Below are 15,954 nucleotides of genomic sequence, written 5' to 3' on the forward strand. Positions count from 1 at the left end.
CTTGGCTTAAGGGATTGAAAATTAATCTGTAGGTTGGGATTTATTTTGTTTGCTGACTATAGCTTTTGTCTATTCTGAATAAAAAAAATCAATTTGATTGGTGCAGGGGGGCGGTTTATATTTGCGGGAGTAATTTTTATCAAGTCTTAATAAGACAAGTAGAAGTTCCCTCAAAAACAATCAAAAAGAACAATAACATTTAAATTTTACATGATGAAAACAATTGGAGATAAATTTCCGGCATTCAAAAAGACAGCAGTGGTTTCACTTGAAGCCGGTAACGAGTTTGAAACGTTAACCAACGATAATATTCAAGGAAAATGGAGTGTAATTTTTTGGTGGCCAAAGGATTTTACCTTTGTGTGCCCTACCGAGATTACGGGTTTTAATGATCATTTTGATTCATTTGAAAAACTGGATGCCAACTTGATCGGGGCTTCCACTGACTCCGAATTTGTACACCTGGCCTGGCGAAATGACCATCCGGGACTGAAGCAACTGAAATTCCCGATGTTGGCCGACACATCCAAATCGCTGGCCGAAGACCTCGGTATTTTGGAAGCAGAAGAGAAAATTGCTTACCGTGCAACGTTTATTGTTGATCCGGAAGGAACAATCCGCTGGGTATCGGCAAACGACCTGGCCATTGGCCGCAATGTGCCGGAGGTTGTTCGTGTACTGGAAGCTTTGCAAACCGGAAAGCTGACACCTTGCGACTGGAATCCGGGACAAGCGACTTTATCATAAGTCTATAGCAAATAGTATGAATTTGGGGGGCTCGTTTGAGTTCCCCTTTTTTGTGCCTGCAAAGTCGGGGCAAAAAAAAAGGCCCCGAAGGACCTTCAACAATAGATTCGTTAAACAGCTATCTAAAAACCGCCCTCTTCAAAATCCATTTCGTTGGTGTCGGAGGATGAGTCAGATCGATCCATTTTGTAGTTGTTGATTTTGTAACTGAGTGTCAGTGTGAATACGCGTGGTTCGCGTTTGAATTTGTAGGTTGAGTTGAAGTTGGTTCCGCTGGAGCTGCCTTCGTGTTTGGCCGAGCCAAAGGCATCGCGCAGGCTCAGGGTAGCCGTCAGTTTCTTGTTCATGAAATCTTGCCGGTACGAGATATTGGAGAAAAACATGCCTTTATTGTCGCCTTGTGCCGAAACTGAAGGTCCGCGGTACATGCCCATGAGTTGCATCCGGCTGTTGTCCGAAAATTTGATGGTCCCGTTCAGTCTGCCGTCCACATTGGTGCTTTCGCGGTTAACCGATTGCCCCAACACCTCACCATCCAGTTTGTAGTTGTACACCGAAACCGAGGTATTCAGCAACAACCATTCGGTCAGATTTAGGTTGGCCATCAGTTCGCCCCCTAACGAGGAGTCGCTATTTAAATTATCCGAAGTCATATACAAAATGCCATCGTCTCCCAGTTGGTTTAGGCGGGTAATCAGGTTGTTGGTTACCCGGTAAAAACCCTCCAGCGAAATGAAGGAACGGCCAAAGCGTTTCATGTAACTCAGATCGAACGAATCGGTGTACTCTGGTTCAAGTGCGGGATTACCGATACGGATGCTGTATTGGTTCATGTAGCTGGGGAACGGGTCCAGGTCGCGGCCCCCGGGGCGGTTTATACGACGGCTGTAACTAGTCATCAGCTGGCTTTTGTCGAATAATTCGTACGACAGGTGCAACGAGGGAAACAGGTCGAAGCGGTCGAGTTTGTACGATTCGGTTGCCATGGCATGTTGAATCTCACGGTCGGTATATTCGCCGCGCAGGCCCGCCATGTATTCAACAGGCCCCATTTTGTTCGAGAAGGTGGAATACACCGAGTGGATATCGCGTTTAAAGTCCATCCTGCTTGAAAAGTTGGAGTTGTTCACCCATTGCTGGGTTTCCGGGTCGAAATCCTCGAAAAGGTAATCTTCCGTTTCACGGTCGAGGCGGCTTTGCCATCCGGCTTCCAGTTTGCCATCCGGGCCAACCGAGCGCGTATAATCCAATTTCATCCGGTAATCGTTCGATTCTTCTCCTTCGGTGGTTCGGATTTGCAGGTCGTAGATGTCCGTGGGCTGGAAATTGGCATCAGCCACAATTTCCGATTGAAATTCTACATCATCTCCATTGCGGTAGCGGTAGTTAAACAAACCTTCCAGTTTGTGGGAGCCATCTTCGTTGTATTTGTGCAGGAAGTTTATGTTCCCGCTAACGTAGTCATTTTTTCGTTCGGAGCTTTCTGTATTGACTGTGTACTCGTCAAGCGTCAGCGGAACCGTGTAATGATGGGTTAAGCCATTACTGAGCGAGCTGGAATTATACTGTCCCGCATTGGCCATAAAGCCCAGCGTAGTTTTGTCGCTCAGGTAAAAGTCCACCCCTCCTTTTACCCCGAACCCCTTACGGGTAAAGCTGCGATCGCCTTTCATAATTAGATATTCGGTGTTGTCGTTCAGGAATGTTTCGCGGGTCGATTCGTTTTCGCCGGAAAACTGCTGGTGATTGTTGTCGATGCCAAATGAAAGGTTTCGTTTCTTGGTTTTGTGGTTAACAGTCAGATCAATACGTCGTTTGTCGCCTGTGCCGATCATGGTATTTACCACGCCGTTAAACCCGGAAAGAATGTTCTTCTTCATCACCAGGTTGATGATGCCCGCGTTTCCGTCGGGGTCGTATTTTACAGAAGGGTTGGTGATAATTTCGATGGTTTCGAGGGCTGAAGCGGGAATTTGTTGCAGTGCATCGCTTCCGGAGAGTACACTGGGACGTCCGTCGATAAATACGGTAAAGCTCGACGATCCGCGCAGGGTGACATTCCCTTCGATATCCACCTGGATCGAAGGCGTGTTTTCGAGCACATCAACGGCAGTTCCGCCAGCTGCGTTGATATCCTGGGCAACGTTGATGATTTTTTTATCGATTTTATACTCCACCCGGGCACGGTCGGCCACAACTTCCACGGCGCCGATTTCCTCGGTGGCCGGTTCCAACTCAATCACACCCAGCTCAATTTGGCGGTTGTTGGGGGTGATGCGTACATTGTTGATACGTGTTTTATTGAAACCGATGAAATTGGCCTCTACATAAAATGTTCCCGGGACTAGATTGCCAATCCGGAATTCGCCATTGACATCGGTGATGCCGCCGGTAATCAGCGACGAGTCGCGGCTACTGAAAATAGAAATATTGGCATATTCCATAGCCTGGTTGGTGCCGTTTTCAACTACTTTCCCTTTAATAACAGATTGTACCGGAAGGCTTGCCGTTTCAGTTACCTTTGGACCACTGGTTTGGCCCATTGCTTGTAAGCCTGCCAGAAATAAGAACATGAACAGTACTTTTCCTTTTCTCTTCAAAAAATCTTTCATCGTATAATCTTGCTTGTTCTACTAATTTGGTTTTGTTTCGCATGTTTTATGACACAAAATCGGGCGAACAGTTTAATGATTGCAACATGAATCTTGTTAACGTTTGTGAATGGATCTTCCGCTCAATCTCTGGTTTTTTCGGGTCTAAACAAGTTAATAAACTGTTTTCAAGGACTTCGTCATTAGGACAGGGCATGGCACATTTCTTTTCAGAATATGTATATTTGTTCCTTCCTAAAACTAATTTTTATCAACTAATATTTATTAAAACCTGTAAAATGAAAAGAGTAAACACATCTCTCCGGGTCTTTTTATTGTTAATGACAGTCTCGGTTTCAGCCCTGTTTGTTCAATCCTGTGGAAATGCCAAAAGCCAGCAAACAGAGTCGCCAGCTAAAAAGAACATTGGTATTCAACTATGGTCGGTTCGCGATGCCATGAATGCGGATGCCGCTGCCACAATTGCCCGTTTGGGTGAAATTGGCTACACCTATGTGGAAGCAGCCGGCTATGCCGATGGTAAGTTTTACGGCATGGAACCTGCCGAATTTAAGGGCTTGCTGGAACAAAACGGCATGAGCATGCGTGGTTCGCACACCGGTATCAACCTGCCGAAAGAAGGCGAATGGGAACAAGCCATGCAATGGTGGGACGACTGCATTGCAGCCCACAAAGCGGTTGGCGCCGAATGGATTGTAAAACCATCCATGGGAGCCGATTCGTACCGTAGCCTGGATACCTTGCAATTATATTGTGATTATTACAATGCGATTGGTGAGAAATGTAATGTTGCCGGCATCCGTTTTGGCTACCACAACCACGATCGCGAATTCACTACCGAGTTTGATGGGGTGATTTTTTATGATTACCTGCTGCAAAATACCGATCCCGAAAAAGTCATGTTCGAGCTCGACCTTTATTGGATACAGGAAGGCGGCAAGAACGCGGTGGACTATTTCAATCAGTATCCCGGGCGTTTTGAACTGTACCATGTGAAAGATGTGGAAGAGCTTGGAGCCAGCGGCACAATGGACTTTCAGCCGGCATTCGAGGCTGCCGAAAAAGCAGGCATGAAAGATTATATTGTGGAAGTGGAACGCTACAATTTCGAGCCAATTGTAAGCGTGGAGAAAAGTTTCGAGTTCCTGAACAATGCCGAATATGCCAAGTAGCGATATTTGCAAATATTTTAAGCCCGGTTCGTTTGAGCCGGGCTTTTTTATTGGAATGATATATGATGCATTTAAGTCTTCGGATGATTCATTCGAAAAAAGAAAGGCAGTCCTCTGACTGCCTTTTCCGCCCCGGTCTCCCGGGAACTAACCTAAACCAACTAAACCTATTAAACCATGAGCTTGCCGGAAATTGCTTTCCGGTTTGCCACTTGATTCAGTACTTGCCGGTAACGGGTGTTACCAAACAAATACTTTCGATTTCGTGGCAAAGATATCAAAAAATCAATACACCTGCACGTATTTTTTTGAATAAATAAAGTATGTTTTACTTTTAACGTAAAGTCCAGTCAGCCATGTAGAAACGAATTGGCGTGATCCTCAGACTGAAGAGATGGAGGCTTTGTATTTTCGATTGTGGGAAGGCAGGTTTTTATCGTCGCTTTTCGGCTTCCAGTACTTTGCTGACCGATCCGTGCATCAGCAATAAGCGGCGGGCGCGATCCTGATCGTAGCCCAGTTCGTCCATAATCATGCGTGTGCCGCGGAGTACCAGTTTCTGGTTGGTCAGCTGCATGTTTACCATTTTATTGCCCTTTACGCGTCCCAATTTGATCATCAGGGTGGTGGTAATCATGTTGAGGATGAGTTTTTGGGCTGTGCCGGCTTTCATGCGTGTGCTACCGGTTACAAATTCGGGCCCCACAATGGCTTCAATGGGAATGTCCACGCTGGCAGCCAGTTGCGAACCCGGGTTGTTGGTGATGCAAGCGGTCAGGATTCCTTGTTCGCGGGCCGTTTTTACGGCGCCAATCACAAATGGGGTGCGGCCCGATGCGGCAATACCCACCACAGTGTCCAGTTCATTGATCTTCCACGCCTGCAATTCTTTCCATCCCAGCGTTTCGTCGTCTTCGGCCGATTCCACAGCTTTACGGATGGCACGGTCACCTCCGGCAATAATCCCGATCACCAATCCATCTTCTACGCCAAAGGTTGGCGGAATTTCCGAGGCATCTAAAATGCCCAGCCGGCCGCTGGTGCCGGCCCCAATATAAAACAGTCGTCCTCCCTTTTGCATCCGTTCCACCAAACTCAATACCAGCTTCTCAATTTGCGGGATTACCTGTTTAACGGCAGGCAAAACCTTCCGGTCTTCTTCATGAATGCCATTCAATAACTCGTTTACCGATCGGTTTTCGAGGTTGTCATAAAGGGAACTTGATTCGGTAATGTTGATCATCGCGTCAGATTTTTTAATGCCTGTGATAGGCTAATAATCCGTCAATTGGTTCTTTTAAAATTCGGCCCGGTGTCAAGCCATCCTGTTCCAGTACCGTTTTCAGTACTTCCTGAAAATGGAAAGCCACTGAACCTACAAAATTAACGGGCAATTCTTTTGCCAGTGGCAACATCAATACATTTCTGCGGATAAAAGCGGTGAGGTTCGTATGCACAAACTCCCGGCACCAGGGGTGATTTATTTCTTCGGAAAGGAAAACGGCAAATTCAGCCAGATACTTGTTTGGCCGCTCCTGCCGGTACACGCGGTTCAATACCTCATCTTTGGTTAACTGAAAGCGCCCTTCGAATTTCTTCCGCACATCAGGGGGCATCACCTTCTTAAAAAAATCGCCCAGCAGGTTGCGGCCCATCACGGCGCCACTACCTTCATCGCCTAAAATAAAGCCTAATGGAGGAATATTGTCAATCACATTTTTACCATCGTAATAACAAGCGTTTGAGCCGGTGCCCAAAATACAGGCAATACCTGCTGCGTGCTGGCAGGCTGCGCGGGCTGCTCCCATAAGGTCGCTGTAAACATGGCAGGGCGCCTGCCCGAAAAGTTGGTTGAGCGCCTGTTCAATTACCGAGGCTTTTTCGGCATTTACAATACCGGCACCGTAATAATAAATGGTCTCCACCTTGGTGGCTATCGGGAGAAGCGCCTGACGGAGTTCACGCTCAATGTCTTCACCCGACCGGAAAAACGGATTGATGCCGGAGGTTTGAACCCGGACGCTTTCTCCTGACGGATTGAAAAATATCCAGTCAGTTTTGGTAGAACCACTGTCGGCAATTAACTTCATCTTGTTTTGCTTTTGGGGGATGAATCGTGTGCGAAATGAATGGTCATAGCTTGTTTTGGGGTACAAATATATGGAAATAATTACAGGCTCGAAGATCGTCCGGAAACCTATGCGGCACGCCTTGTTCTTTCACTTAAATATCGTTAGATTTGTTTTTGGGTTCGTAAATAAAATACTAAATGCTATGAACTTACGAAAAAAGCTCCCCTCAAACAACCCGTTGTTTTTCGGTACCACTTATCACAAACCGAAAAACATGGCCCACCAGGATGTGTTGACAAAATATGAAAAGATACCAACGGTTATTTTTGATGATTCGGACGAGGCTTCACGGGTTGCTGCCCGGGAAATTGCCAGCGAGATCCGTGAGAAGGTGAACCAGGGGGAAATGTGTGTGCTTGGCTTGCCTACAGGCTCATCGCCCATCGGGGTGTATGCCGAACTGATCCGTATGCACCGGGAGGAAGGACTGAGTTTTAGGCAGGTGATCACCTTCAACCTGGATGAATTCTACCCGATGGGGCAGGCGTCTGTCCATTCGTATCACCAATACATGTACAAACACTTTTTCAACCAAATCGATATTTTGCCGGAGAACGTGTACATTCCCCGCGGCGATTTATCGCTGAACGAAGTATATCAGTTTTGCCGCGACTTCGACAAAAAAATCGTTGATGCCGGTGGAATTGACATTCAGCTGTTGGGCATTGGGCGCACCGGCCATATCGGGTTTAATGAGCCCGGTTCGCAATTGAACTCGAAAACCCGTATGATTGTGCTCGATACGATCACCAAGCAGGATGCCGCCCGTGGGTTTGGTGGAATGACCAAAGTTCCGCAACGGGCCATCACCATGGGGATCGACAACATCATGAAAGCCCGGAAAGTGATTTTGCTGGGATTTGGCGAAGCGAAAACCAGCATTCTGCAAAAAACGATTGAAGGCCCGGTGACCGAACAGGTACCAGCCAGCTATTTGCAACAGCACCCCAATGCCAAAATATACCTCGACATGGCAGCTGCCATGCAGCTTACTCGTGTGAAAACCCCCTGGTTGGTTGACACCTGCGACTGGAGCTCGAAACAGCTGGTGCGCAAAGCGGTGGTATGGTTGTGCCAGCAAACCGGAAAATCGATCTTAAAGCTGACCAACAACGATTACACCAACAACGGACTGAGTGACCTGATCTCGGATAAAGGATCGGCCTATGCGCTCAATATCCGGGTGTTTAACGATCTTCAGCATACCATTACCGGTTGGCCCGGTGGCAAACCAAATGCTGACGATTCCAACCGTCCCGAGCGAAAGTACCCACCTCAGAAACGGGTCGTCATTTTCAGCCCGCACCCGGACGATGATGTGATATCGATGGGCGGAACGCTCATCCGTTTGGTGGAGCAGGGGCACGAGGTGCATGTGGCCTATCAGGTGTCGGGAAACATTGCTGTGTCGGACGAATATGCCAACCGGTTTATTTCGTTCCATAACCTGTACACAAACTTTTACGACCCGGGTAACAAGCGGCAGGCCGAGCAATACGAGAAAACAATTTCTTTCCTGAAAAATAAGAAAGAAGGTGATATTGATCTGCCCGATGTGCGGATGTTAAAAGGATTGATCCGCCGGATGGAGGCTAAGGCGGCCTGTCGGTTTGCCGGGGTAAAAAGTGAGAACGTTCATTTTCTCGACTTGCCTTTTTATGAAACGGGTGAAGTACAAAAAAAACCACTGGGCAGCGAAGACGTGGAGATGGTCAAAGATTTTCTGCGTGAAATACAACCCCACCAGATATTTGCAGCCGGTGACCTGTCGGACCCGCATGGTACCCACCGCGTTTGTTTGGATGCCATTTTGTACGCGATGGAAGAAATTAAAGAAGACAGTTGGATGCAGGAATGCTGGCTTTGGTTGTACCGCGGTGCCTGGCACGAGTGGGACATTGACCAGATTGAGATGGCTGTTCCGATCAGTCCGGAAGAATTGTACAAAAAGCGGGAAGCAATTTTCAGGCATCAATCTCAAAAGGAAGGAGCCATGTACATGGGCGACGATGCCCGTGAGTTTTGGCAGCGAGCCGAAGACCGGAACCATGCCACCGCTGAACTGTACAACAAACTGGGCATGGCCGAATACGAAGCCATGGAGGCTTTCGTGCGGTATTTTCCGTAATTGCCGACACTATTTCAGCGGTGCCAGAAATAATAGCCCTTATCAACCAACTAATTACCAATGACCGATCGGATATGACTCAACCTGCGAAACGCCTGATGTCCCTGGATGTGCTTAGGGGACTGACCATTGTTTTAATGATAATTGTGAATAACCCAGGCAGCTGGAGCCATGTTTATGCCCCGCTACGGCACTCAGCATGGAATGGCTGTACGCCAACCGACTTGGTTTTCCCGTTTTTCATGTTCATCGTGGGAACTGCCATGTGGTACTCCTTCAAAAAGTTCGGACACAAGCTTAACCGGGCGCTAACCCTCAAAATTATTCGTCGCACCGTACTTATTTTTGTTTTGGGTTTGTTTCTGAATGCCTTTCCGTTTGTTGACTTTCAGTTCTCAAGTCTGCGCATCATGGGCGTGTTGCAGCGTATTGCCCTGGGATACGGCCTTGCATCTTTTATTGTTCTTTTAACCAACATCCGGTGGAATTACCTCATTGCTGCCTTTTTGCTGCTGGGTTACTGGGGCATCTTGCTGATCTTCGGGAATGAAGACCCGCTTACGCTTGAGGGAAACGCGGTTAAAAGCCTGGATCTGTTTCTGCTGGGTGAAAGCCATTTGTACGGCGGATACGGTATTCCGTTTGATCCCGAAGGGCTACTTAGTACACTCCCTTCCGTCGTCAATGTGTTGTTCGGATTCTTTGCCGGCCGTCTGATCGACCGTGAACATGATCATCGGAATGCTGTTTACAAACTGATTGGATTTGGTGTAGTTGGCATTGTCCTGGCCTTGTTGTGGAACCCGTTTTTTTCGATCAACAAACCCATCTGGTCCAGCTCGTATGTGCTGTACACCTGTGGATTGGCTAGCATCTTATTGGCCGTGTTAATTTGGATGATCGACCTGAGAGGTTGGAGAAAGTGGGCGCATCCCTTGCTGGTGTACGGCATGAACCCGCTCTTCATTTATGTGCTGGCCGGTGTGTGGGCCAATCTGCTGTCGCTTATTCAGGTGTCGAACGGCGAAGGAGGTAAAATTTCACTGAAGGGATTTATCTATCATGACCTATTGGTGCCTTGGGCCGGAGAATTAAACGGCTCGTTGTTTTTTGCCTTGCATTTGGCTGTTTTATTTTGGATAATAGGCCTTATTTTGTATCGGAGAAAGATCTTCATAAAAATATAACTATGCGTACATTGTTTATGCTATTGTCGATGTTTCTAATGGGCTGTCTTTCAGCGCAGGAGGTGCCGCCAAAGTTTGAATTCAGGGCAGCCTGGGTCGCTACCGTGAACAATATCGACTGGCCCTCGAAGCCCGGTTTGAGCGCGGCCGAGCAGCAGCAGGAAGCTATCGATATGCTCGATCTGTTGAAAAAACATGGGATGAATGCAGTCATTTTTCAGGTCCGCCCCGCTTCGGATGCCATTTATGCCTCGAAATTGGAGCCGTGGTCGCGCTACCTGACCGGTACTCCGGGGAAGCATCCCGGTTACGACCCGCTGCAATTTTGGATCGACGAATGTCACAAACGGAACATGGAGCTTCACGCTTGGTTTAACCCGTTCAGGGTGGCACAGCGGGTGGATGAACCATTGGCCTCCAATCATATCGCGTTTCAACATCCGGAGTGGATCATCGCTTACGGCGGCAAGTTGTATTTCAACCCTGCTTTGCCCGAGACCCGCCAATATATTGCCGAAGTTGTGAAAGATGTCGTTATCCGGTACGACGTGGACGCCATTCATTTCGACGATTATTTTTATCCGTACCCGGTTGCCGGGGAGCCTTTCCCCGATCTGATCACTTTCAATCAAACGCCGCGCGGCTTCGGGCCCGATCAGCTAAACGACTGGCGCCGCGACAATGTGGACCAGACCATCCAGCTGCTTTCCAAAACCATCAAAGAAACCAAGCCCTGGGTGAAATTTGGTATTAGCCCATTCGGGGTTTGGCGGAACCAGGCCGACGATCCGCGCGGATCGATGACCATGGCCGGAAATACCAACTTCGACCATTTGTATGCTGACATTCTGAAATGGCAGGAAAAAGAATGGATTGATTATGCCACACCACAACTTTACTGGCAAATAGGGCATCCGGCAGTTGATTTCGAACTGCTTTGCAACTGGTGGAACGAAAATAGAAATGGCCGAGCCTTGTACATTGGTCATGCCCTTTATAAATCCGAAAGCAACTCGGCAATTGAAGCCTGGCGGCAGGCCGATCAACTTCCCCGGCAAATTGAACTTACACGTCAGATTAAGGGGATTGAAGGAAGTGCCTTCTACAGTGCCAAACATTTTAACCGCGATTTGATGGGTTTTCAGGATAGTCTGCAACAACGATTATACAAATATCCGGCAATTGTTCCCCCTATGAGTTGGATAGATAACAAGACCCCTGTCCAACCGCAAAAATTCAAGAAAAGTGGCCGTAAGCTGAAATGGAAAACCCGGGAACCTAGCAGCGAAACGGATAAAACCGATCGGTTTATCTTGTATAGAAACAAGGTTGGCGAAAAATTCGACCCGAACGACCCTCGGTTTATTCTGCTGATAACAAGATCTTCCAGCATTCGTTTGGAAAAAGGTCAGGGCAAAAAGGAAAAGTTTGAGTTTCGGGTTTCGGCCCTCGACCGGCTGAATAACGAGAGTAAGCTCACTAAACCGGTGACCCTAAAATGGTAATCCCATGCAAAAAAAGATAGATTGCTTCCTGGCTTGGAGCGGCCAGGCCGAAACCCGTGAAACGATCAAACAGCTCCGCCAATCGCCGCTGACAGGCAGCATTGTTGTTATTTCACCCCATCCGGTAGCGGTTGACCAGGCTGAAGTGCTGGTTGCCGACCGCCCGTTTTCAACCGGCTGCATGAAACAACTTGCCGGGAAAATTGCACATGATTTCGCTTTCATTGCCTTAAATCCAACGCAACTGGACATTGGCCGGTTTGCATTGGAGCGACTGGTTCAACTGGCCGAAAACAGCGGGGCTGCCATGACATACAGCGATTATTATGAACTGAAAGAGGGCATTCGTAGCAATCATCCGGTGATTGATTACCAGAAGGGCAGTCTGCGCGACGATTTCAACTTTGGGCCGGTGCAGCTTTTCAGGAAAGACGTTCTGCAAACCTTTGCGAAGGCCGCTTATGCCGACTGGCAACATGCTGGCTATTATGCCCTGCGCCTGCTTGCTTCCCGGATGGGAGAGATTGTCCGTATTCCCGAGTTTCTGTTTTCCATGGTCGAAACGGATACCCGCCAGTCGGGCGAAAAGCAGTTTGATTACGTGAGCGCCAATTCACGCGAAAAACAAGTGGAAATGGAACAAGCCTGCACGATTCACCTGCAGAAGATCGGCGCTTTTCTTTCGCCTGACTTTGAGGCGGTAGAATTTGCTAACGGTTTTCCGGTCGAGGCTTCGGTCGTCATTCCGGTGCGCAACCGCATAAAAACCATCCGCGATGCGGTGGATTCGGTGCTTTCGCAACATACGAACTTCTCTTTTAACCTGATTGTGGTGGACAATTATTCTACCGACCGAACCACCGAAGCATTGCAACAATACCACGACGAACGGCTCATTCATTTGATTCCTGAGCGGACTGATCTGGGGATTGGCGGTTGCTGGAACGAAGCCGTGTTTCATGAAAAGTGTGGCCGCTTTGCCGTGCAGCTGGACAGCGATGATTTGTATTTCGATGAAAATACCTTGCAAAAGATCGTGGATAAATTTCATGAAGAGCACTGTGCCATGGTGATCGGTTCGTACCAGATGTGTAACTTCAAGCTGGAAGAAATTCCGCCCGGATTGATCGACCATAAAGAATGGACACCCGATAACGGGCCCAACAACGCGCTGCGCATCAATGGGCTGGGGGCGCCGCGGGCTTTTTATACCCCGGTGCTGCGCGAAATCCGGCTTCCGAATACCAGTTACGGCGAAGATTACGGTGTTGGCCTGGCTATTTCGCGCACCTGGAAAATCGGGCGCATTTACGAAGCTATTTACCGCTGCCGCCGTTGGGAAGACAACTCCGATGCCTCGCTCGATATTGCCAAACAGAATGCGCATAACGCTTATAAGGACAGCCTGCGCACCTTCGAATTAAAGGCACGGATGAACCTTAATAAACGAATCCAGTAGCTTTGAAAACGGATCGCTGAGTAAAGCACTGGTTGGAAACAGTAACCTGAGAAGTTGGACTGAAAATATGATTGAAGGAAGCCTGGAACGAAAAGTAAACGAATTAATCGACCGGCAAACGCAGGAATGGGAATTGGCAAAAGCCAATTATACTGGTTTGGAAAAGGTTGAATCCAAAACTTTCCATTTTGATGGCTTCTGCATCATGGCCCAGTTCAATCCGGAACGGATCCGCTCGTCAGGAGCCAAAACCGATGCGGAATCGATACAGGCACGGGCTTGCTTTCTGTGTGCTGACAACCGCCCGGCGGTGCAGCGGGGCATCGACTTTTTGGGAAAATACATCATCCTGATCAACCCGTACCCCATATTTCCACAGCATTTGACGGTGGCGCTGAAGGAGCACTTGCCGCAGGAAATTGAACCCTACCTGGCCGACATGCTGAAACTTAGTCAGGCATTGCCCGGTTTTACCGTTTTTTACAACGGCCCTAAATGCGGCGCCTCTGCCCCCGATCACTTTCACTTTCAGGCCGGGAACAAGCGTTTGCTGCCCGTTTATCACGATCTGGAAACCATTGTTCCCCGGTTGGGTGAATTGCTCTTTCAAGACGAAACCACCGTCATTCATGCATTGGGAAAAGATTTTCTGCGGAATGTATTGCTTTATTCATCAACTTCGCCGGTCAGCCTGTGCCACCATCTGCACGTAGCGCTGGATGCGCTGAAAGAACGGGGGCAGGAGGGCGAACCGATGCTCAATTTGTTGGTGAATTTTGAAGATGGACGTTGGCAGGCGCTGTTATTCCCACGCGACCAGCAACGCCCTTGGCAGTACTTTGCCGAAGGCCCTGCCCGGATATTGATGAGTCCCGCCTCGGTGGAAATGGCGGGCCTGGTTATTCTTCCCCGAAAAGAAGATTTTGACAAACTCACCAACGAAAATCTGGCTGATATCTATCAACAGGTGACCATCAACCAACATGAATTTGACCTGTTGAAAGTCAGGATAAAGAACGGCTTCCCCGGGAACCAACAGGCGTTTGGCAGGGAGAAATTTACGAATAAAATCGATCGGTATGAATAGCGAAATTTCCGACACACGGACGAACGAAACCGAAAAGTTCACACAGCCCAACATCCAGGTCGGCATCATGGCCGGGACCGAAATCAGCATCGAATTGCAGGGAAAGTACACCGTTGATGGAATTCAGCCGCCCGCGAATCTTGAGGCTTCCATCGTTGATCATTGGATAGTTCTTCGCTCCGGACAACATGTATTTGCAGAGGGAGAGGAATTTCTGTTTTTGACGCCCGCTCCCGATTGTTCATTTTTGTTGAAGGGCGTTACCATAGGAATTGATTTTCATTGGGAACAGAAGCAAGATCTGCAGTTTCGGGGAAGCCTGAAGTTGATGGTTGAAGACGGAAAGGTCCGGGCCATTAATATTGTTCCGCTGGAAGAATACCTGCGCTCGGTGATTTCGTCGGAGATGAGCGCCACCAGCTCGCCCGAATTGCTGAAAGCCCATGCCGTGATTTCGCGCAGCTGGCTGCTGGCCCAACTTGCAAAAAGCAAAAAGCTGAAAAAAGAGCAACCTGTTTACCAAACCACCCAACAAAGCGAAGGTGAGCTGATCCGTTGGTACGATCGCGAAGATCATGCGCTGTTCGACGTTTGTGCCGACGACCACTGCCAGCGCTACCAGGGCATCACTAAAATAATCAGCGACAAGGCCAATGCTGCAATTGACGCTACTTTTGGCGAAGTATTAATGTCCCGCCACGAGATTTGCGACACTCGTTTCTCTAAATGCTGTGGTGGCATTTCCGAAAATTTCGAGAATGTGTGGGAACCGGTTCTGCACAGCTATCTTACGCATGTTGCCGACGCGGAACAAGACACCGCTGCCGGGATTGATTTGCGACAGGAAAACCAAGCCGACGCTTGGATCCGCTCCAGTCCGCCAGCCTTTTGCAACACCACCGACCAACAGGTGTTGGCTCAGGTGTTGCCCGATTTCGACCAGGCCACATCCGATTTTTATCGTTGGCAGGTAAGCTACACCCAAAAAGAGCTTTCGGCGTTGATCCGCAAAAAAACCGGAATCGATTTCGGACAGATCATTAGCCTGGAGCCAATGGAACGAGGATATTCTGGCCGACTGATCAGACTGAAGATAACCGGAACCCTCAAAACGATGATCATTGGCAAGGAACTGGAAATACGCCGGGCGTTGTCGGAATCGCATTTGTACAGTTCTGCTTTTGTGGTGGACCAGCTGGATGAACAGGAGGGCATTCCGCAGCAGTTTGTGCTTACCGGCGCCGGTTGGGGGCATGGTGTTGGCCTCTGCCAGATTGGGGCGGCCATGATGGGCGAAAAAGGATACAGCTACGAACAGATTTTGAAACATTATTTCAGGGGCGCCGAGTTGAAAAAACGATACGCCGAGTAGCTTTTTAGGCTGTCCGGGTAACCGGAAACATAAGACGAGTAACAGTTGAAGCTTCCCGAGTAGGGTTTTACCCCATCCGAGTTGAACAGGGGAAGGAGAAAGCCTACAGGGAAGCAAAAAAAGCGAACAGGGCTTGAAAAAGATGAACTCGAAGAGCCTTTCCGTTAACAGGAAAAATCACAAATCCAGCAGGAAGGCGATTATTCATAACAGGAACTTAAAAAATTTCCATCACCGAGTTTTGCTTATTTACCCGAGGACATCAGACCAGCTAAGGGAAATCGCTTTTAGATATAGTTCACCCTTTCAATGCACATGTTCTCAAAAGCTTCCAATGCCTGAGGCATTCCCGGCAGGTGCAGGATTAGTTGATATGGGCTTTCCACGTGGCTATGGCATGTCGGTCACGCCGTGTCGTGACCGTACTTGGCTTTCCCGGCTTAGGGCGTTTCGGATTTTATCCGGCGTGTAAGAGGCTGTCCAAAAAGTCCTATGAGTTTTTTCAGAACTATCATATTGTAAGTCCAGCCCAAGTTCCTGACCCCTAAATCCC

At 48.4% G+C, this 15,954-nt stretch carries 11 protein-coding genes; 8 read left to right on the plus strand and 3 right to left on the minus strand.

Translation table 11 applies throughout. From position 1 onward, the window contains the following. Positions 1-210: 210 nt before the first annotated feature. A complete protein-coding gene (locus N2K84_RS15930; protein WP_282592823.1) occupies positions 211-747 on the plus strand; it encodes a peroxiredoxin in 537 nt (178 codons plus the stop codon). A 122-nt stretch (positions 748-869) separates the two neighbouring features. On the opposite strand, the gene N2K84_RS15935 is transcribed toward N2K84_RS15930, so the two are convergent. Continuing rightward, positions 870-3,359, minus strand: coding sequence for a TonB-dependent receptor (locus N2K84_RS15935; RefSeq protein ID WP_282592824.1), 2,490 nt, complete (start codon positions 3,357-3,359; stop codon positions 870-872). A 278-nt stretch (positions 3,360-3,637) separates the two neighbouring features. Between N2K84_RS15935 and N2K84_RS15940 the strand changes: the two genes are divergently transcribed. Beyond that, entirely contained in the window at positions 3,638-4,531 is an 894-nt protein-coding gene (locus N2K84_RS15940; RefSeq protein ID WP_282592825.1) for a sugar phosphate isomerase/epimerase family protein, read from the plus strand. A 433-nt stretch (positions 4,532-4,964) separates the two neighbouring features. Here N2K84_RS15940 and murQ read toward each other — a convergent pair whose 3' ends face one another. Both murQ and N2K84_RS15950 read right to left on the minus strand, forming a co-directional pair. Further along, positions 4,965-5,774, minus strand: coding sequence for an N-acetylmuramic acid 6-phosphate etherase (gene murQ / locus N2K84_RS15945; protein ID WP_282592826.1), 810 nt, complete (start codon positions 5,772-5,774; stop codon positions 4,965-4,967). 13 nt (positions 5,775-5,787) lie between these two features. Then, a complete protein-coding gene (locus tag N2K84_RS15950; protein WP_282592827.1) occupies positions 5,788-6,621 on the minus strand; it encodes a BadF/BadG/BcrA/BcrD ATPase family protein in 834 nt (277 codons plus the stop codon). A gap of 184 nt (positions 6,622-6,805) precedes the next feature. Between N2K84_RS15950 and nagB the strand changes: the two genes are divergently transcribed. From nagB to N2K84_RS15980, 6 genes are all read left to right on the plus strand, one after another. Further along, positions 6,806-8,791 carry a glucosamine-6-phosphate deaminase gene (nagB, locus tag N2K84_RS15955; protein WP_282592828.1) on the plus strand — a complete coding sequence of 662 codons (1,986 nt, stop codon included), beginning with the start codon at positions 6,806-6,808 and terminating at the stop codon, positions 8,789-8,791. A gap of 74 nt (positions 8,792-8,865) precedes the next feature. Then, entirely contained in the window at positions 8,866-9,978 is a 1,113-nt protein-coding gene (locus tag N2K84_RS15960) for an acyltransferase family protein (protein WP_282592829.1), read from the plus strand. A 2-nt stretch (positions 9,979-9,980) separates the two neighbouring features. Then, positions 9,981-11,483, plus strand: coding sequence for a glycoside hydrolase family 10-like protein (locus tag N2K84_RS15965; protein ID WP_282592830.1), 1,503 nt, complete (start codon positions 9,981-9,983; stop codon positions 11,481-11,483). A 4-nt stretch (positions 11,484-11,487) separates the two neighbouring features. Next, entirely contained in the window at positions 11,488-12,942 is a 1,455-nt protein-coding gene (locus N2K84_RS15970) for a glycosyltransferase family 2 protein (protein ID WP_282592831.1), read from the plus strand. Positions 12,943-13,009: 67 nt separating this feature from the next. After that, positions 13,010-14,029, plus strand: a complete 1,020-nt coding sequence (locus N2K84_RS15975; RefSeq protein WP_282592832.1) for a DUF4922 domain-containing protein — start codon at positions 13,010-13,012, stop codon at positions 14,027-14,029. Then, positions 14,022-15,401, plus strand: a complete 1,380-nt coding sequence (locus tag N2K84_RS15980) for a SpoIID/LytB domain-containing protein (RefSeq protein WP_282592833.1) — start codon at positions 14,022-14,024, stop codon at positions 15,399-15,401. The genes N2K84_RS15975 and N2K84_RS15980 overlap by 8 nt, the downstream gene beginning before the upstream one ends. The last annotated feature ends 553 nt before the right edge of the window (positions 15,402-15,954 follow it).

It is taken from the genome of Gaoshiqia sediminis (assembly GCF_025907915.1).
Lineage (GTDB): Bacteria > Bacteroidota > Bacteroidia > Bacteroidales > Prolixibacteraceae > Gaoshiqia > Gaoshiqia sediminis.